Origin of the sequence: Streptomyces sp. NPDC014764 (genome assembly GCF_043082785.1) — a bacterium.
GTDB classification, from domain to species: domain Bacteria; phylum Actinomycetota; class Actinomycetes; order Streptomycetales; family Streptomycetaceae; genus Streptomyces; species Streptomyces althioticus.
The window spans coordinates 276,157-293,685 of the sequence record NZ_JBIBXY010000003.1 but is presented as its reverse complement, the minus strand read 5'-3'; the positions used below and the strand labels follow the sequence as shown (position 1 = coordinate 293,685).

At 71.0% G+C, this 17,529-nt stretch carries 16 protein-coding genes; 11 read left to right on the top strand and 5 right to left on the bottom strand.

The annotated features are described in order from the left end of the window. Positions 1-10: 10 nt before the first annotated feature. The 7 genes from ACF1AG_RS10105 to ACF1AG_RS10075 all read left to right on the top strand — a co-directional run bounded on the left by ACF1AG_RS10105 (position 11) and on the right by ACF1AG_RS10075 (position 7,961). A complete protein-coding gene (locus tag ACF1AG_RS10105; protein WP_359604570.1) occupies positions 11-1,072 on the top strand; it encodes an ABC transporter ATP-binding protein in 1,062 nt (353 codons plus the stop codon). A 13-nt stretch (positions 1,073-1,085) separates the two neighbouring features. Continuing rightward, positions 1,086-2,210 carry a dipeptide ABC transporter ATP-binding protein gene (locus tag ACF1AG_RS10100; RefSeq protein ID WP_359604568.1) on the top strand — a complete coding sequence of 375 codons (1,125 nt, stop codon included), beginning with the start codon at positions 1,086-1,088 and terminating at the stop codon, positions 2,208-2,210. Between the two features lie 220 nt (positions 2,211-2,430). Beyond that, a complete protein-coding gene (locus ACF1AG_RS10095; RefSeq protein WP_387794918.1) occupies positions 2,431-4,053 on the top strand; it encodes an ABC transporter substrate-binding protein in 1,623 nt (540 codons plus the stop codon). A 6-nt stretch (positions 4,054-4,059) separates the two neighbouring features. Continuing rightward, a complete protein-coding gene (locus tag ACF1AG_RS10090) occupies positions 4,060-4,983 on the top strand; it encodes an ABC transporter permease (protein ID WP_359605471.1) in 924 nt (307 codons plus the stop codon). Continuing rightward, positions 4,976-5,953, top strand: a complete 978-nt coding sequence (locus ACF1AG_RS10085; RefSeq protein ID WP_359605473.1) for an ABC transporter permease — start codon at positions 4,976-4,978, stop codon at positions 5,951-5,953. The genes ACF1AG_RS10090 and ACF1AG_RS10085 overlap by 8 nt, the downstream gene beginning before the upstream one ends. Positions 5,954-5,959: 6 nt before the next feature. After that, positions 5,960-6,934 carry an ABC transporter ATP-binding protein gene (locus ACF1AG_RS10080; RefSeq protein ID WP_359605475.1) on the top strand — a complete coding sequence of 325 codons (975 nt, stop codon included), beginning with the start codon at positions 5,960-5,962 and terminating at the stop codon, positions 6,932-6,934. Further along, entirely contained in the window at positions 6,927-7,961 is a 1,035-nt protein-coding gene (locus ACF1AG_RS10075; RefSeq protein WP_359605477.1) for a dipeptide ABC transporter ATP-binding protein, read from the top strand. The genes ACF1AG_RS10080 and ACF1AG_RS10075 overlap by 8 nt, the downstream gene beginning before the upstream one ends. 139 nt (positions 7,962-8,100) lie before the next feature. On the opposite strand, the gene ACF1AG_RS10070 is transcribed toward ACF1AG_RS10075, so the two are convergent. Continuing rightward, positions 8,101-10,239: a prolyl oligopeptidase family serine peptidase gene (locus tag ACF1AG_RS10070; protein WP_391809586.1), complete on the bottom strand. Its 2,139-nt coding sequence runs from the start codon at positions 10,237-10,239 to the stop codon at positions 8,101-8,103. Between the two features lie 176 nt (positions 10,240-10,415). Between ACF1AG_RS10070 and ACF1AG_RS10065 the strand changes: the two genes are divergently transcribed. Together ACF1AG_RS10065 and ACF1AG_RS10060 are read left to right on the top strand one after the other, a co-directional pair. Beyond that, the gene (locus ACF1AG_RS10065) at positions 10,416-10,610 is read left to right on the top strand and encodes a hypothetical protein (protein WP_006132006.1); all 195 of its coding nucleotides are present in this window, start codon (positions 10,416-10,418) and stop codon (positions 10,608-10,610) included. A gap of 88 nt (positions 10,611-10,698) precedes the next feature. Next, positions 10,699-12,138, top strand: coding sequence for an amidase (locus tag ACF1AG_RS10060; RefSeq protein ID WP_359605481.1), 1,440 nt, complete (start codon positions 10,699-10,701; stop codon positions 12,136-12,138). 8 nt (positions 12,139-12,146) lie between these two features. Here ACF1AG_RS10060 and ACF1AG_RS10055 read toward each other — a convergent pair whose 3' ends face one another. From ACF1AG_RS10055 to ACF1AG_RS10040, 4 genes are read right to left on the bottom strand one after another with little or no spacing between them, the layout of a single operon-like run. Then, positions 12,147-14,015, bottom strand: coding sequence for a hypothetical protein (locus ACF1AG_RS10055; RefSeq protein ID WP_391809585.1), 1,869 nt, complete (start codon positions 14,013-14,015; stop codon positions 12,147-12,149). 42 nt (positions 14,016-14,057) lie between these two features. Continuing rightward, positions 14,058-14,636, bottom strand: coding sequence for a hypothetical protein (locus ACF1AG_RS10050; protein WP_391809584.1), 579 nt, complete (start codon positions 14,634-14,636; stop codon positions 14,058-14,060). A 14-nt stretch (positions 14,637-14,650) separates the two neighbouring features. Further along, a complete protein-coding gene (locus tag ACF1AG_RS10045; protein WP_359605487.1) occupies positions 14,651-14,857 on the bottom strand; it encodes a DUF397 domain-containing protein in 207 nt (68 codons plus the stop codon). Further along, the gene (locus ACF1AG_RS10040; RefSeq protein ID WP_359605489.1) at positions 14,854-15,738 is read right to left on the bottom strand and encodes a helix-turn-helix transcriptional regulator; all 885 of its coding nucleotides are present in this window, start codon (positions 15,736-15,738) and stop codon (positions 14,854-14,856) included. Before ACF1AG_RS10040 ends, ACF1AG_RS10045 begins: the two co-directional genes overlap by 4 nt. A 185-nt stretch (positions 15,739-15,923) precedes the next feature. Between ACF1AG_RS10040 and ACF1AG_RS10035 the strand changes: the two genes are divergently transcribed. After that, on the top strand, positions 15,924-16,367 hold the full coding sequence (locus ACF1AG_RS10035) for an ATP-binding protein (RefSeq protein WP_359605497.1): 444 nt from the start codon (positions 15,924-15,926) through the stop codon (positions 16,365-16,367). A gap of 239 nt (positions 16,368-16,606) precedes the next feature. After that, positions 16,607-17,485, top strand: coding sequence for a helix-turn-helix domain-containing protein (locus tag ACF1AG_RS10030; protein WP_391809583.1), 879 nt, complete (start codon positions 16,607-16,609; stop codon positions 17,483-17,485). Positions 17,486-17,529: the final 44 nt, after the last annotated feature.

Genomic DNA, 17,529 nt, shown 5'->3' with positions numbered 1-17,529 from the left:
GAGAAACACCGTGACCACACTGACCAAGACCGAAGGCGAGAAGGCCCCGACCGGGCCCGACTCCTTCCTCTCGGTCCGCGACCTGCGGGTGCGGTTCTCCACCGAGGACGGCATCGTCAAGGCGGTCGACGGGCTGTCCTTCGACGTCGAACGCGGCAAGACTCTGGGCATCGTGGGCGAGTCGGGTTCCGGCAAGTCGGTGACCAACCTGACCGTCCTCGGACTGCACAACCCCAAGACCACCACGGTCGAGGGCGAGATCCTGCTCGAGGGCCGGGATCTGGTGACCACTCCTGAGAAGGAGATGGAGAAGCTCCGCGGCAACAAGGTCGCGATGATCTTCCAGGACCCGCTGACGGCGCTCTCGCCGTACTACACGGTGGGCCGCCAGATCGCCGAGCCGTACATGAAGCACACCGGCGCCTCCAAGAAGGAGGCCCGGGAGCGGGCCATCGAGATGCTCACCAAGGTCGGCATCCCGCAGCCCAAGACCCGCGTGGACGACTACCCGCACCAGTTCTCCGGCGGTATGCGCCAGCGCGCCATGATCGCCATGGCCCTGGTCTGCGACCCGGACCTGCTGATCGCGGACGAGCCGACCACCGCCCTCGACGTGACCGTCCAGGCCCAGATCCTCGACCTGCTCAAGGACCTCCAGCAGGAGTTCGGGTCGGCGATCATCTTCATCACCCACGACCTCGGCGTCATATCCGACATGGCCGACGACCTGCTGGTGATGTACTCCGGCCGGGCCGTGGAGCGCGGCGCAGTCCGCGAGGTGCTGCGCGAGCCGCGCCACCCCTACACCTGGGGCCTGCTCAGCTCGATGCCGCGCCTCGGCGGGGCCACCTCGCAGCCCTTGATGCCGATCCCCGGCTCGCCGCCCAGCCTGCTCAACCCGCCGTCCGGCTGTCCGTTCCACCCGCGCTGCACGTTCAAGGACCAGGTGCAGGGCGACCGCTGCAGCACCGAGCGGCCCCCTCTGGGCGAGGGACGCGCCGCTGCCTGCCACCTGACGGCAGAGCAGAAGCAGACCATCTTCATCGACAAGATCCAGCCCCGGCTGCGCTAGGGAGATCCGAGACATGAGCGACAACCTCACCCTCCCCGCACAGCAGGGCTCCACCGGCGCGTCGACCGAGGCGCTGCTGAAGGTCGAGGGCCTGACCAAGCACTTCCCGATCTACGGCGGCTTCCCGATCAAGCGGAAGGTCGGTGCCGTGCAGGCCGTCGACAACGTCGACCTGACCGTCGGCGTCGGCGAGAGCGTCGGCCTGGTGGGTGAGTCGGGCTGCGGCAAGTCCACCACGGGCCGGCTCATCACCCGGCTCCTGGAGCCCACCGGCGGGAAGATCGAGTACGCGGGCCAGGACATCACGCACGCCAAGCGCAAGCAGCTGGCGCCGGTCCGGTCCGAGATCCAGATGATCTTCCAGGACCCGTACTCCTCGCTGAACCCGCGCCAGACCGTCGGCACGATCATCAAGTCGCCGATGGAGGTCAACGGGATCGACCCCGCGGGCGGCCGGGAGAAGCGGGTCCGCGAGCTGCTGGAGCTCGTCGGCCTGAACCCGGAGCACTACAACCGCTTCCCGCACGAGTTCTCCGGCGGTCAGCGCCAGCGCATCGGCGTCGCCCGTGCGCTCGCGCTCAACCCGAAGCTGATCGTGGCGGACGAGCCGGTCTCCGCGCTCGACGTGTCGATCCAGGCGCAGGTCGTCAACCTGCTGCAGAAGGTCCAGGAAGAGATGGGCATCGCCTTCCTCTTCATCGCCCACGACCTCGCCGTCGTGCGGCACTTCTCGCAGCGTGTGGCCGTCATGTACCTGGGCAAGGTGGTCGAGGTCGGCGACCGCGACTCCATCTACAACCGCCCGCGGCACCCCTACACCCACGCCCTGCTCTCGGCCGTGCCCGAGGTGGCGATGAACGACGAGGAGGAGAGCCGCGAGCGCATCCGCCTCGCCGGTGACGTCCCCTCGCCGATCTCGCCGCCGTCCGGCTGCCGGTTCCGCACCCGGTGCTGGAAGGCGCAGGACAAGTGCGCCACGGAGGAGCCGCCGCTGGTGCAGATCGGGGGCAACACCGCGGGCCACCTGACGGCGTGCCACTTCCCGGAGGACCCCACCACCGAGGCGCGCTCCGAGGACGTCGTGATGGACCCGGCCCTGAAGGCGCTGGAGAACGACGGGGACGTCTCCAAGAGCTGAACCCCTTCCCCGGAGAACGCGCGACCCCGAGGGCCGGGGGCGGGAGGACACCTCCCGCCCCCGGCCCTTGTCCGTGCCCGCCCGCGGCCTGCACCCGTGTGCCGCCGCCGTGCGCCCGTCCGGTGGATCCTGCGACCCGTACGGCCCCGGCGGACGTGCGGGCCCCGGACCCCGCTTCCAGGCTGACCCGGTAAGGGACCCGGGTACGAGGAGGCACCCCATGCGCACCACCACGCACGCCAGATGGGCCGTCTGCGCCATGGCGCTCGCCCTCGCCACGGCGGGGTGCGGCGGCGGGGGCGGCAGCGGCGACTCCGGGGCCGTGCTGAGCGCCTCCTGGGGCGACCCGCAGAACCCGCTGGAGCCGTCGAACACCAACGAGGTGCAGGGCGGCAAGGTCCTCGACATGATCTTCCGGGGGCTGAAGCGGTACGACCCGGAGACCGGCGAGGCGCAGGACATGCTCGCCGAGAGCATCGAGACCGAGGACTCGCAGAACTTCACCATCACCGTCAAGGACGGCTGGACGTTCAGCAACGGCGAGAAGGTCACCGCCCAGTCCTTCGTGGACGCCTGGAACTACGGCGCGAGCCTGCGCAACAACCAGCGCAACTCGTACTTCTTCGGCTACATCGAGGGCTACGACCAGGTGCACCCGGAGGAGGGTGAGCAGACCGCGGACACCATGTCCGGCCTGAAGGTCACCGGCGACCGGACCTTCACCGTCAAGCTCACCCAGAAGTTCTCGACGTTCCCCGACACCCTCGGTTACAACGCCTTCGCCCCGCTGCCCCGGGCGTTCTTCGACGACCACGACGCCTGGGTGAAGAAGCCCGTCGGCAACGGCCCCTACATGGTGGAGTCGTACAACCGCGGCTCGCAGATGTCCCTGCGCAAGTGGGACGACTACCCCGGCGACGACAAGGCGGAGAACGGCGGCGTGGACCTGAAGGTCTACACCGACAACAACACCGCCTACACCGACCTGCTGGCCGGCAACCTCGACCTCGTCGACGACGTGCCCGCCGCACAGCTGAAGAACGTGAAGAACGACCTGGGCGACCGCTACCTCAACACCCCCGCCGGCATCATCCAGACCCTCGCCTTCCCCTTCTACGACCCGGCGTGGAACACCGAGGACGCCAAGAAGGTCCGGCAGGGCCTGTCCATGGCCATCGACCGCAAGCAGATCACCGACACGATCTTCCAGAAGACCCGCACCCCCGCCACCGACTGGACCTCCCCGGTGCTCGGCGAGGACGGCGGATTCCAGGACGGACTGTGCGGCGAGTTCTGCGAGTTCAAGCCGGACGAGGCGAAGAAGCTGATCGACGAGGCCGGCGGACTGCCCGGCGGCAGGGTGACCATCACCTTCAACGCCGACACCGGCTCCCACCGGGAATGGGTCAACGCCGTCTGCAACTCCATCAACAACGCCCTCGACAACGAGCGCGCCTGCACCGCCAACCCGGTCGGCACCTTCGCGGACTTCCGCAACGAGATCACCGACCGCAAGATGACGGGACCGTTCCGCGCCGGCTGGCAGATGGACTACCCGCTCATCCAGAACTTCCTCCAGCCGCTGTACTACACCAACGCCTCCTCCAACGACGGCAAGTGGTCGAACAAGGAGTTCGACGACCTGGTGAACCAGGCCAACCAGGAGACCGACACCGCCAAGGCCGTCGGCCTGTTCCAGCAGGCGGAGGAAGTGGTCCGCGACAACATGGCCGCGATCCCGCTCTGGTACCAGAACGGCAGCGCCGGCTGGTCGGACCGGCTGTCCAACGTCAAGCTCAATCCGTTCAGCGTCCCCGTCTACAACGAGATCAAGGTCAGCTGATCCGCCATGGGGCGCTACGTCGTCCGGCGGCTGCTCCAGATGATCCCGGTCTTCATCGGGGCCACGCTGCTGATCTTCCTCATGGTCAATGTGATGGGCGACCCCATCGCGGGGCTGTGCGGGGAGCGGCAGTGCGACCCGGCGACGGCCGCCCGTCTGGAGCAGGAGTTCGGCCTCGACAAGCCGGTCTGGCAGCAATACCTGACGTACATGGGGAACGTCTTCACCGGTGACTTCGGCACGGCCTTCAACGGCCAGAAGGTCACCGAGCTGATGGCGACGGCGTTCCCCGTCACCATCCGGCTCACCCTGATCGCGATCCTCTTCGAGATCGTCATCGGCGTCACCCTCGGCGTGGTCACCGGGCTGCGCCGGGGCCGGCCGGTCGACACCGGGGTGCTGCTGCTGACCCTCGTGGTGATCTCCGTGCCCACCTTCGTCACCGGTCTGCTGCTCCAGCTGCTGCTCGGGGTGAAGTGGGGCTGGATCCGGCCCTCGGTTTCCTCCGAGGCGCCCTTCGACGAGCTGATCCTGCCCGGCCTGGTGCTGGCGTCGGTGTCCCTCGCCTACGTCACCCGGCTGACCCGCACCTCCATCGCGGAGAACCGCCGCTCCGACTACGTCCGCACCGCGATCGCCAAGGGTCTGCCCCGCCGACGGGTGGTCGTCCGGCACCTGCTGCGCAACTCCCTGATCCCCGTGGTCACCTTCATCGGGGCCGACATCGGCTTCCTGATGGGCGGCGCGATCGTCACCGAGCGGATCTTCAACATCCACGGCGTCGGCTACCAGCTCTACCAGGGCATCCTGCGGCAGAACACGCAGACGGTGGTCGGCTTCGTCACCGTGCTGGTGCTGGTCTTCCTCGTCGCCAACCTCGTCGTCGACCTCCTGTACGCCGTACTCGACCCGAGGATCCGTTATGTCTGACCGTCACGACGAACGCGACCCGGCCATCGCGGGCACCGGCATGGGCGGCGCCATGGACCTGGGCGTCGACGAGGCCGAGACCCTGGAGAACCGGCCCGGTCCGGACGGCGCCGGACCGGAGGACCGCCCCCGCTCCCTGTGGTCCGACGCCTGGCGCGACCTGCGCCGCAATCCGGTCTTCATCGTCTCCGCGCTGGTCATCCTCTTCCTGGTCTTCATCTCCCTGTGGCCGTCGGCCATCACCTCCGGAAGCCCCCTCAAGTGCGACCTGTCCAAGGCGCAGGAGGGCTCCCAGCCCGGCCACCCCTTCGGCTTCGACGGGCAGGGCTGCGACGTCTACACCCGCACCGTGTACGGGGCCCGCACCTCCGTCGCGGTCGGCGTGCTCGCCACCCTCGGGGTCGCCGTCCTCGGCAGCGTGCTGGGTGCGCTCGCCGGGTTCTTCGGCGGGCTCTCCGACTCGGTCCTGTCCCGGATCACCGACGTCTTCTTCGCCATCCCGGTCGTCCTCGGCGGTCTGGTGCTGCTCTCCGTCATCACCAGCAACACCGTCTGGCCCGTCATCGGATTCATCGTGCTGCTCGGCTGGCCGCAGATCTCCCGCATCGCCCGCGGCGCCGTGATCACCGCCAAACAGAACGACTACGTGCAGGCCGCGCGGGCGCTCGGCGCCTCCAACTCCCGGCTGCTGCTGCGGCACATCGCGCCCAACGCGGTCGCCCCGGTCATCGTCGTCGCGACCATCGCGCTGGGCACGTACATCGCCCTGGAGGCGACCCTGTCGTACCTCGGGGTCGGGCTGAAGCCGCCCAGCGTCTCCTGGGGCATCGACATCTCCTCCGCCTCGCCCTACATCCGCAACGCCCCGCACGCGCTGCTGTGGCCCTCCGGAGCGCTGGCGATCACGGTCCTGGCGTTCATCATGCTCGGCGACGCGGTGCGCGACGCCCTCGACCCGAAGCTGAGGTGAGCCGCGGTGCTGCTCGAAGTGCGCGACCTGCACGTGGAGTTCCGCACCCGGGACGGTGTGGCGAAGGCCGTCAACGGGGTCAGTTACGGCGTGGACGAGGGGGAGACCCTGGCCGTGCTGGGCGAGTCCGGCTCCGGCAAGTCGGTGACCGCACAGGCGATCATGGGCATCCTCGACACCCCGCCCGGCCGGATCACCGGCGGCGAGGTCGTCTTCCAGGGCCGGGACCTGCTGAGGCTCAAGGAGGAGGAGCGCCGGCGGATCCGGGGCGCCGAGATGGCGATGATCTTCCAGGACGCGCTGTCCTCCCTGAACCCCGTGCTCACCGTCGGCGACCAGCTGGGCGAGATGTTCACCGTGCACCGGGGCATGTCCCGCAAGGACGCGCGGGCGAAGGCGATCGAGCTGATGGACCGGGTGCGCATCCCCGGAGCCCGGGAGCGGGTCCGGCAGTACCCGCACCAGTTCTCCGGCGGCATGCGCCAGCGCATCATGATCGCGATGGCGATCGCCCTGGAGCCTGCCCTGATCATCGCCGACGAGCCGACCACCGCCCTCGACGTCACCGTCCAGGCACAGGTCATGGAGCTGCTCGCGGAGCTCCAGCGGGAGTACCGGATGGGGCTCATCCTCATCACCCACGACCTGGGTGTGGTCGCCGACGTCGCCGACCGCATCGCGGTGATGTACGCGGGCCGGATCGTGGAGTCGGCGCCGGTGCACGACATCTACAAGGCCCCCGCGCACCCGTACACCCGGGGCCTGCTGGACTCCATCCCGCGCCTGGACCACAAGGGCCGGGAGCTCTACGCCATCAAGGGCCTGCCGCCCAATCTCACCCGCATCCCGCCGGGCTGCCCGTTCCACCCGCGCTGCCCGCTGGCCCGGGACGTGTGCACGACCGACGACCCGCCGCTGTACGAGGTCTCCGGCACGCGCGGGAGCGCCTGCCACTTCTGGAGGGAGTGCCTGGATGGCTGAGCCGATCCTGGAGGTCAGCGGCCTGGTCAAGCACTACCCGCTGACCCGGGGCATCGTCTTCCGCAAGCACGTCGGGGCCGTGAAGGCGGTCGACGGCGTGGACTTCCGCCTGGACGCGGGCGAGACGCTCGGCATCGTGGGGGAGTCCGGCTGCGGCAAGTCCACGGTCGCGAAGATGCTGGTCAACCTGGAGCGGCCGACGGCCGGTTCGATCCGCTACAAGGGCGAGGACATCACCCGGCTGTCGGGCAAGGCGCTCAAGGCGGTGCGCCGCAACATCCAGATGGTGTTCCAGGACCCGTACACCTCGCTCAACCCGCGGATGACGGTCGGCGACATCATCGGGGAACCGTACGACATCCACCCCGAGGTGGCGCCGAAGGGGGACCGGCGGCGCCGGGTGCAGGAGCTGCTGGACGTGGTGGGCCTGAACCCGGAGTACATCAACCGCTATCCGCACCAGTTCTCCGGCGGCCAGCGGCAGCGCATCGGCATCGCGCGGGGCCTCGCGCTGCGCCCCGAGGTGATCGTCGCCGACGAGCCGGTATCCGCCCTGGACGTGTCGGTGCAGGCGCAGGTCATCAACCTGATGGACCGGCTGCAGAACGAGTTCGACCTCTCCTACGTCTTCATCGCGCACGACCTGTCGATCGTCCGGCACATCTCCGACCGGGTCGGGGTGATGTACCTCGGCCGGATCGTGGAGACCGGCACGGACACCGAGATCTACGACCACCCCACGCACCCCTACACGCAGGCGCTGCTCTCCGCGGTGCCGGTCCCCGACCCGCGGGCCCGGGAGCACCGGGAGCGGATCGTGCTGACCGGCGACGTGCCCTCGCCGACGAACATCCCCTCCGGCTGCCGCTTCCGCACCCGCTGCTGGAAGGCGCGGGAGCGGTGCGCCCAGGAGGTGCCGCTGCTCGCGGTGCCGGAGTGGCTGGAGGGGGGACCCGCGGCGCACGACTCGGCGTGCCACTTCGCGGAGGAGAAGCACGTGGTGCCGGCGGAGGAGGGGCCGGAGTGAGGGCGCCTCGGCCTCGGAACGGGTAACGGGCCGGGGTGACATGGCGCACCCCGGCCCGCTCACGGCACCCGCACGGCCGTACGTTGACCAGCCTTCCCTGTCCGTATATCGGTACCGCTTCCGTCGAGTTGCCCCGGTGTTAACGCGTGGCGGACGTGTCCGGGAGGGACAGGGCCCGGCCGAGGAAGCCGAGCTGGAGGCGGAGCAGGTTCTCCGCGACCTCTTCCTGCGGGGTCATGTGCGTGACGCCGGACAGCGGCAGCACCTCGTGCGGGCGGCCGGCCGCGAGCAGGGCGGAGGACAGCCGCAGCGAGTGGGCGACCACCACGTTGTCGTCCGCGAGGCCGTGGATGATCATCATCGGCCGGTGCTGGTCGGCCGCGTCCACCAGACCGGCGTCGTCGATCAGCGAGTTGCGGCGGTAGACCTCCGGCTGCTCGTCCGGGTGCCCGAGGTAGCGCTCCTGGTAGTGCGTGTCGTACAGGCGCAGGTCGGTGACCGGGGCACCGACCACGGCCGCGTGGAACACGTCGGGGCGGCGCAGGACGGCGAGGGCGGCCAGGTAGCCGCCGAAGGACCAGCCGCGGATCGCGACCCGGTCCAGGTCCAGGGGGAAATCCCCGGCGAGCGCCCGGAGCGCGTCGACCTGGTCCTGGAGGGCGACGGCCGCGATGTCGTCCTTGACGGACTTCTCCCAGGCGGGGGAGTGTCCAGGGGTGCCGCGCCCGTCGGCGACGACCACCGCGAACCCCTGGTCGGCGAACCACTGGGAGGTCAGGAGCGGGTTGTGGGCGGCCGCGACCCGCTGGCCGTGCGGACCGCCGTAGGGGTCCATGAGCACCGGGAGAAGGGTGTCACCGGCGTAGTCCCGAGGCATAAGCACGGCGCACGGGATGCGGCGTGCGCCCCCCTGCGTCAGGGTGACGCGAGGGGACAAGCCGGGGTCTTCGGCGTAATTGGGGACAGTCGCCGTCTGTTTCCCGTCACGGAGCACTCGCACCCGGGAACCTGGCCGATCCAGGGTCGCCGAGACGAGCACCGTGACCCCGCCCGAGCGCACCGCGGTGTGCACGCCGGGCTCCTCCGAGACCCGCTCCACGCCCAGTTCGTTCACCCGGTAGACATGGACCTCGCCAATTTCCGGAGTGGCCGCCTCCGCGCCCGCCGACGCCGAGACCAGCACGTCGTCGTCCGAGACGTCGAGCACCGCACGGATGTGCAACTGCGGTCCGGTGAGCGGTCGTTCACCCACGGCGAGGCGCCGGGCGCCCCCCTCGTCGGCGATCCGGACCAGCTGTCCCGAGGGGCTCCAGCAGGGCACACCGGGGAAAAGTTCCAGCCATTCCGGATCTTCGTCGGCGTGCACCATCCGGGTCGCCCCGGTGTCCGGGTCGACGGCCAGGATCAGCTGCGCCCGCTGATCGCGCGCCTGTACGAGCAGCAGCGGTGCACCCGCCCCTGACCAGTGCACTCGCGCCAGATACGGGTAGCGTGCCCGGTCCCAGGACACCTCCGTGCGCGTCCCCTCCAGGTCCACAACGAACAGCCGTACGTCCGCGTTCGGGGTGCCGGCCGCCGGGTAGCGGACGCGGTGCGGTTCGCGGTCCGGGTGGGCCGGGTCGGAGATCCACCACTGCCGCACGGGCGTGTCGTCCACCCGTGCCACCAGCAGCCGGTCCGACTCCGGGGACCACCAGAAGCCCCGCGAACGGCTCATCTCCTCGGCCGCGACGAACTCGGCCAGACCGTAGGTCACGTCCTCCGCCTCGGGGGTGGTGAGCGCGCGGTCGTCCGCCCCCTCCGCCGAGACGACCCGCAGGGCGCCCCGCGCGACGTACGCGACATGGCGTCCGTCGGGCGACGGGCGGGGGTCGATCACCGGTCCCGGCGTGGGCAGTTCACGTGCCGTTCCGGCCCGCAGTTCGGCCGTGTAAAGCCGCCCTGACAAGGCGAAAGCCGCCAACTCCACCGCCGCGTCGGTGGCGTAGCCGACGATGCCGGCGCCTCCCTCACGGCTGCGTTCGCGCCGCGCGCGCTCCTCGGCGGACAACTGCTCGGAGGCGCCGCCCAGGAGGGCGCGCGGGTCGGCGGCCACGCGCTCCCCGCCCTCGTCCGTGTCGAGCACCCAGAGGGCGTTGGCCCGGTCCGTGCCGGAACCTGAGCGGAGGAACACGACACGTGAGCCGTCGGGCGCCACGCTGAAGGAACGCGGCGCGCCGAGTGTGAAGCGGAGGGTGCGGGCGTGCCGCCGGGGGAAGGAGTCCGTCTCGGTCGTCATGCCCTGACCATATTGGCCATGCGCCCCCTTGTGCGGCCGTGCGCCGATCGATGCGCACGTACGGATAGTTATGATCGTTAGCGCATAGTGGGTATGAACCTGCTGCCTGCTGTGTGGACGTACTGCCCCCATATTCCTGACCCCCCGCGCCCTGGGATCCTTGGAGGTGAGCCGCCGTGGCACTCTCGATTTCGGCGGTGGTGCTGCTGGCGATCATCGTCTTCCTGCTGATCAAGAAGTCGGGACTGAAGGCAGGGCACGCGATCGTGTGCATGCTGCTCGGCTTCTACCTGGCCTCGTCGACGATCGCGCCCACGATCAACGAAGTCACCTCCAACATCGCGGGGATGATCGGCAGCCTCAACTTCTGAGCGCGGCCGTCGCCGGCCTCTCGCGTGTTACCCGTCGGTAAGCAATGATGGGCGGACCAGCATCCACGCGCGCAGGGCGGAGCCGACGGTGACGACATCCGAGGAACAGAGCCAGGGACGCGAGCAGGCGCGGGCCACGGTCCACGTCTTCCGTGACGACGCCCTGGGCGACCTGGACGCGGTGGGCCTCGCCGCGGCGATCCGCCGGGGCGAGGTGAGCGCCGCCGAGGTCGCACGGGACGCGGCGGCCCGGGTCCGGGACGCCGACGCCCGGCTGGACGCCGTGCAGGTGCACCTCGACGTCCCGGCCCGTCGTACCTCGGACGGCGGCGCGTTCGCCGGGGTGCCGACCTTCGTGAAGGACAACACCGACTTCGCGGGGCTGCCCACGGGCCACGGAAGCGCCGCGTTCGTGCCGCGCCCGGCCCGGCGGCACGCCGCGTTCACCCGCCAGCTGCTGAGCACGGGCGTCACGGTGCTCGGCAAGACGCGGCTGCCCGAGTTCGGCTTCAGCCCCTCCACGGAGTTCGAGGAGGGCCCGCCGGTCCGCAACCCGTGGAACACCGCCCATTCGGCGGGCGGTTCGTCCGGCGGCAGCGCGGCCCTGGTCGCCGCGGGCGCCGTGCCGGTCGCGCACGCCAACGACGGCGGCGGCTCCATCCGCATCCCGGCCGCCGCCTGCGGTCTCGTCGGCCTCAAGCCGACCCGCGGCCGGACCGTGCCGAACGCGCAGGGCCGCCAACTGCCCATCGACATCGTGGTCGACGGCGTCGTGAGCCGCACGGTGCGCGACAGCGCGGCGTTCCTCGCGGCGGCGGAGCTGCACCACCGCAACCCGAAGCTGCCCTCCCTCGGGCTGGTCGAGGGCCCCGCGGACCGCCGGCTGCGGATCGGGCTCCTCGTCGACTCCCCGAACGGAGCCCGTACCGACGACGCCACCCGCGCGGCCGTCACCGACACCGCCCGGCGGCTCGAAGCGCTGGGCCACACGGTGACCCCGGTCGAGCTGGCCGTCGACCCGCGCTTCACCGAGGACTTCCTCACCTACTGGGGCATGCTGTCGTTCCTCATCGGCGCCACGGGACGCACCATGGGCTCGGAGTTCGACCGCCACCGTATGGACGGTCTGAGCCGCGGCCTGCGCGCCACCTACGTCGCCAACTGGCGGCGTACGCCCGGGGTGGTGCGGCGGCTGAGGCGGACCCGGGAGGCGTACGCGGCGGCGTTCCGGGGCCAGGACGTCATCCTGTCCCCGGTGCTGGCCCACACCACCCCGCCGCTGGGCCACCTCAGCCCGTCCGTCCCGTACGCCACGCTGATCGAACGCATCCTGGCGTACGTGGCGTTCACCCCGGTCAACAACGTCGTCGGCACCCCGTCGATCTCCCTCCCGGCCGCCTCCACCACGCCGGACGGCCTGCCGGTCGGCGTGATGTTCTCCGGCCGCCCCGGCGCCGAACGCACGCTGCTGGAGCTTGCGTTCGAGCTGGAGGCGGACCGGGCGTTCCCGAGCATCAAGGACGCCTGACCTCTTGGTCACAGCAGGAGCAGGACCGCCGCGCCCCAGAGCACCGTCAGGGCGACCAGCGGCGGCCCCACGGGCATGCCCTGGCGGTCGGACGCGGCCTCACCCGCCGGGCGGAGGTCCGGGCGCAGGAGGAGGGCGCGGAGCTCGTCGGCGACGCGTGCCGCGCCCGGCTCGCGGCCCAGGCGGCGCTCCAGCCACGCCCAGCCGGTGGGGGACACGCGTACGGCGTCGTCCTCGGCGCGGCCGATGGCGATGCCGTCGTCCCGGTGCGTCACGGACAGCATCACGTCCCACGGAACCCGCCGCACCCGCCAGGCCGTCATCACCCACAGCCCGTCCCGGTCGGCGGTGATCCGCCAGGTGGTCGCCGTCGCCACGGACGTCACCAGCCACGGCAGCGCCACGGCGAGCAGCAGCCAGTGCCACGACGGCCCGTCCTCCAGCGCGGCCCACACACCCCCGCCCTGCACCACCAGCAGCCCCAGGCCGACCGCCCGCGAGAAGCCGTGCGCCCGCCACACCCGCGGTTCCGCCGAGGGCGCCAGACCGGCGGCGACCTCCTCGAGCGGCCGTCGGGGGTGCTTCCGCACGCGCCCCGGCCGACCGCCCGTGTTCCACAGGGGGACGGCCGGCCTCACCGAGGTGACGCTGCACTCGACCGCGACCTCCGGGTCGTCCTCGTCGTCCCGCGCCACGAAGGCGACCTCCGCGCCGGTGTAGGGGGCGCCGTACAGGACGGCCTCCCGCAGTGTCGGGGCGGGCGCGTCGGCGCGCAGCACCTGAGCGATCTTGTCCAGGCCGAAGTCGACGTCGTCGTCCGCCGTTTCGAGGTCGTCCTCGTCCTCCTCGCAGCCCTCGTCGTCCGCGTACAGCGAGTGGAACCACAGCACGGGCCGGCGGCCCTGGGTGTCGTCGGCCGCGAACACCCAGGTACGGCCGTCCTCCTCGCCCTCGCGCACCAGCACGTGCAGCACCGGCAGGGGCCCGCGCCGCAGCCGCCGCGCGCCGAGCCGCCCGGCGACGCCGTTCACGAGGAACGCCAGCCCGGTCACGGAGCCGGCCAGCACCAGGATTTCCCACCCGAAGGCGTCGTACGGCTCGGCGACCAGCACGGCCTGGTCGCCGTCCACGACGAGATCGACGCGGGTGTCGACGGGGAAGTCCTCGGGGAAGGCCGTCTCGATGCGGTAGGTACGCCCCTCGGCCGTGACGGTGAGGATGCCGTCGTCCTCGTCAACGGCGGTGACCTCACCGGCGAGGTGGGAGGCGGAGGCGGCACGCCTCTCGTACCCGTCGGCAACCCCGAGTGCCTGGTGGACACCGAACCCGGCGACGACCAGGAAGACGGCGGCCATCACGAAGGACATCCGGCCCCGGCGGAACGTCCGCGCGGCATGGGGCAACGGCTGCGCAGCGGCCCCGGCCGCCTCCAACGCCAGCACCCGCTGCCGCCCGGCGGCGGCCAGTCGGTGCACGAGCCCGGCCACGGCGAACCCGGCCGCGGTCAGATACGCCAGCGCGGACGGCCGGGCGAACACGGTGACGCCCTCCTCGACGGCGAGCGCCACCACGGTGACCGCCAGCCCGCCGATGGCGAGCCGCGGCTGCCGCCACACCCAGTACAGGGACAGTACGAGAACGACGGCCACTGCGAGCCCCGCCCAGTCGCTCCCGCACGGCTCGGCCGACGTACAGGCGGGCACGGGAGCGGCCGTCACCTCCCACGCGACGGAGACGGCCAACGCGAGGAAGGCGAACAGCGGATGCGCCCAACGCGCGGGTACGGCGTCGAGCCAGCGGAGGACGTCGGCGGTCCGCCACGCGGGCGTCCCGGGCGGTATGTGCTCGGCCGGCAACGGCACAGGTTGTCTGGACACCCGCGCATTATGGCCGGACCTGGGGGTCTGTCCGTGTTCGCCTCAGACGACAGTGAAGTAGGTCTGCCCGTACAGGGCCCACATGCAGAGGACGCCGTGCTCCCCGCGGAGTTGTCCGAGGGACTTCTCGCCGTGTCGCCGGGTGACGCGAGTCCGAACGGCCTTGGAAGAGGCGTTGGGAGCGACCTTCCGCTCGTCCGTGTCCCAGTGCAGCGACTCGCTGATCCCGTCGGCGGAGAGTCCGTCGGGAGGCGGGAACGAGCGGCGGATCTCCGCCACGGCGTCCTCGGGATCCCGGTCCGGGGAGAAGACGATGAACGCGGACATCCGGCATCTCATCGACTCTCGCGTCGAAGGGTTCGCTTCGAAGAGCCTGATGTGATGTCCGCGGACGTCGACACACTCGTCACGGATGACGACGTCGAGCGCCCGCAGCCACGGCACACCCGCTTCGATCTCCCGCACGCGGGTGAGCAGTTTCTCCTCGGCGGCCTTCCGCTCGGCCCGCACCTCTGCGGAGGCGGCGATCCACCTCAGCATCCACTTCGGCGGCCAGAGACGGGAGGGCCGCAGGACCGCGAACCCGAACACGAACAGAAGCCCGGCCGCGTCCCCGCTCAAGCGCCGCAGCGACTTCACGCCGGACCGTCGTGGCCCACGGAAGTGAGAAAGCCGGCCCAGGCGGCCGTGGCGAAGGTGAGGCGGGGGCCGTCGGTGTTCTTGGAGTCGCGGATGTGGACGGTGGTGGGGTCCGTCGCGATCTCGACGCAGGAGTCGCCCTCGCTGCCGCTGCTGTAGCTGCTCTTGAACCACACGAGGTCCGAGTCAGTGCTTCGGATCATGTCTCCCCCAGCAGATCTTCGACGAAGGCGATGGACTCGCGCGGTGTCAGTGCCTGAGCGCGGATGATGCCGTAACGCAGCTCCAGAATACGGAGTTGGCGTAGGTCCGACACCGGTCGGCCGCCGGCAACGGCCGGTGAGCGTCCGACCGCCGTACCGTCCGTGAACTTCAGTAACTCGATGCCGCCGTCCACTCCGGCGTGCTCCTGCCGATCCGTCGGCATCACCTGAAGCTCGACGGTGGGCAAAGCCGCGACGGTCAGCAGGTGTTCCAGCTGCGTGCGCAGCACCTCCCGGCCGCCCAGGGGGCGGCGGAGCGTCCACTCCTCCAGGATGAAGCCGAGTTCCGGCGCGGGATCGCGGTCGAAGATCGCACGGCGGGCCACGCGCGCCGAGGCGAACCGCTCCACCTCCTCGGCCGAGTAGGCCGGACGGCGCATCGACAGCAGGGCGCGTGCGTACTCAGGCGTCTGCAACAGGCCGTGGATGTGGAGTGGGTCGTAGAGCTGGACCTCCACCGCCCGCGCTTCCATCTGCGCGAGATCCCGCACCTTCTTCGGGTACCGGACCTTCCTCACGTCCTCCTTCATCGCCGCGACGAGGCCGCCCGCCCTCAGGATCTCGTCCGCCGTGTCCAGATACTCGGGGCGGGGGATCCGCCTGCCGCTCTCGATCTTGTAGACGAGGTCCTCGCCGTACCCGACCGCCACCGCGAACTCGGGCACGCGCATGCCCACGGACTCCCGCCGGAGCTTCAGCTGACGCCCCACGGTGGCCACCACGGCCAGCGCCCAGTCGTCGTCCGGGTCGACCTCCCAGCCCGGCTCGTCCGCCCGGCCCGTACCGGGTCCGACCCGTACCGCCTCACCGTTCACCGACATGTGCGTGCCCCTCCGTGGTGCCGTTCCGTGACCGCGGGCCACGCGTGCCGGGTCCGGCCGACAGCCCGGACACCCCCGGACAAGCAGTGGACGGTCACTCTACGCAGCGCTTCGATCACTCATCACGGTACGGCCGTTCGGCCACGCTGAGTCACGTGAACCAGAAAATCGCCCTCACGGGGACCATGCGTCCCGATGGCCAAGTGCGGCACATCAGCCTGCTGTTGTCGTCGACCGCTCGGGGTGCACGTCTCGCGCGGCTGCTCGCCGTGGACGCGCTGCGGAGCTGGGAGGTCCCGTACGAGACGGCCGGCCAGGTCGTCGCCGAACTGGCCGCCAACGCCGCCACCCACGGCCGCGTGCCCGGCCGCAGCTTCCGCCTGACGGTCTACGTGGTCGGCGCCACGCTCCGTATCGAGGTCACGGACACGCGTGGTGACCGCCGGCCGGTGCTGCGCGAGCCGGACGGTGTCGAGGAGTCGGGCCGCGGGCTGTTCCTGGTGGACGCGCTCGCCGACCGTTGGGGAGTCGCCGAGGGGCGCCACCCCCGCAAGACGGTCTGGGCGGAGATCAGCCTCGCACCGGCACCGGAACGCGGAACCTCGCGCTTCGGTGACGTCGGCGACTGAAGACCAGCAAGAACTCGGGGAGAAAGCACCCCGCCAAGCCCCACCCCTCCCGCCCGCGATCCTGCTCACTCGGGCGGGTGAACCGTGTCGAACCGGCTGGATTTCCTCGCCGTCCAGGCCCCACGCTCAGCGCAGGGCAACGCACAACGCCCCACCACAACCGTAGACATGAGGCGGCCCCCGCCGGGACTGCAATCCCAGTGCGAGGGCCTGACCACCGAGGAAGCTGGACCTTCCTGATGGATACACAAAACCCTAGCGCGCCCCCGCGCGCCCACGCCCGCGTTACGGGCAACAAGCACCCGAACCGGGCCCCCCGCACCGGCGGGCTCGAGCACGACAACGCCCGGCACACCACCCGCTTCGTGGTGATCGGCAACCACCTGGCCCAGCACCCGGAGCTCTCGCTCCTCGCGATCGGCCTCGGTACGCACCTCCAGTCCTTGCCGAAGGGCGCCCCGGCCGACATCAAGACCCTCGCGGCCCGCTTTCCCGAGGGGGCCACCCGTATCGCCGCCGCCCTGCGGGAGCTGGAGTCCCACGGCTATCTGCGGCGGGAACGCGTCCGCACGCCCTCCGGCCGCATCGTCACCCGCACGATCTCCCGCAACCAGCCGGCCGCCGTCCGGCAGCGGGCGGAGCAGCCGTGCCGGGAGAGCACGCCGCCGGCGCCACCCGCACCGCGAGAGAAGCGCGTACGCAAGGCGCTCCCCGCCGTGCCGCGTCCCGCGTACTCCGGACCCGGGCTCCTCCAGGCCGCCACCGACCTCCTGGCCGACCTGCGCCGCCACGACTCCCGCCTGCTCCTCTCGGCCGACGACACCGCCCACCTGGCTCCCGGCGTCGCGGCGTGGCTCGAACGCGAGGTGACCCCCGCGGCCGTCCGCCGTGCCCTGACGGCCGACCTCCCGCCCGAGGGCCTACGACGTCCGGCGGCCCTGCTGGCCCACCGCCTCGCCTCCCAGCTCCCGCCGCCCGCCCCGTTCCGGACGCAAGCCGCCCCACCGTCGGTCCGCCACCCGCTCCGCACCTGCGACGGCTGCGACCGCGCCTTCCGCGCCCCCGCCCCCACCACCCACTGCCGTGACTGCCGAACCGACCTCCAGGAGGCCGCCTAGCATGAACGTGACGATCCTTGCCCCTGGGCACAGACCACGAGGAG

Bases quoted from the DNA above. Each gene is read 5' to 3' on its own strand.
- ACF1AG_RS10045 (WP_359605487.1), bottom strand. From the start codon at position 14,857: ATGATCCGAAGCACTGACTCGGACCTCGTGTGGTTCAAGAGCAGCTAC.
- ACF1AG_RS10070 (WP_391809586.1), bottom strand. From the start codon at position 10,239: ATGACGACCGAGACGGACTCCTTCCCCCGGCGGCACGCCCGCACCCTC.
- ACF1AG_RS10040 (WP_359605489.1), bottom strand. From the start codon at position 15,738: ATGTCGGTGAACGGTGAGGCGGTACGGGTCGGACCCGGTACGGGCCGG.
- ACF1AG_RS10035 (WP_359605497.1), top strand. From the start codon at position 15,924: ATGCGTCCCGATGGCCAAGTGCGGCACATCAGCCTGCTGTTGTCGTCG.
- ACF1AG_RS10100 (WP_359604568.1), top strand. From the start codon at position 1,086: ATGAGCGACAACCTCACCCTCCCCGCACAGCAGGGCTCCACCGGCGCG.
- ACF1AG_RS10030 (WP_391809583.1), top strand. From the start codon at position 16,607: ATGGATACACAAAACCCTAGCGCGCCCCCGCGCGCCCACGCCCGCGTT.
- ACF1AG_RS10095 (WP_387794918.1), top strand. From the start codon at position 2,431: ATGCGCACCACCACGCACGCCAGATGGGCCGTCTGCGCCATGGCGCTC.
- ACF1AG_RS10075 (WP_359605477.1), top strand. From the start codon at position 6,927: ATGGCTGAGCCGATCCTGGAGGTCAGCGGCCTGGTCAAGCACTACCCG.
- ACF1AG_RS10090 (WP_359605471.1), top strand. From the start codon at position 4,060: ATGGGGCGCTACGTCGTCCGGCGGCTGCTCCAGATGATCCCGGTCTTC.
- ACF1AG_RS10085 (WP_359605473.1), top strand. From the start codon at position 4,976: ATGTCTGACCGTCACGACGAACGCGACCCGGCCATCGCGGGCACCGGC.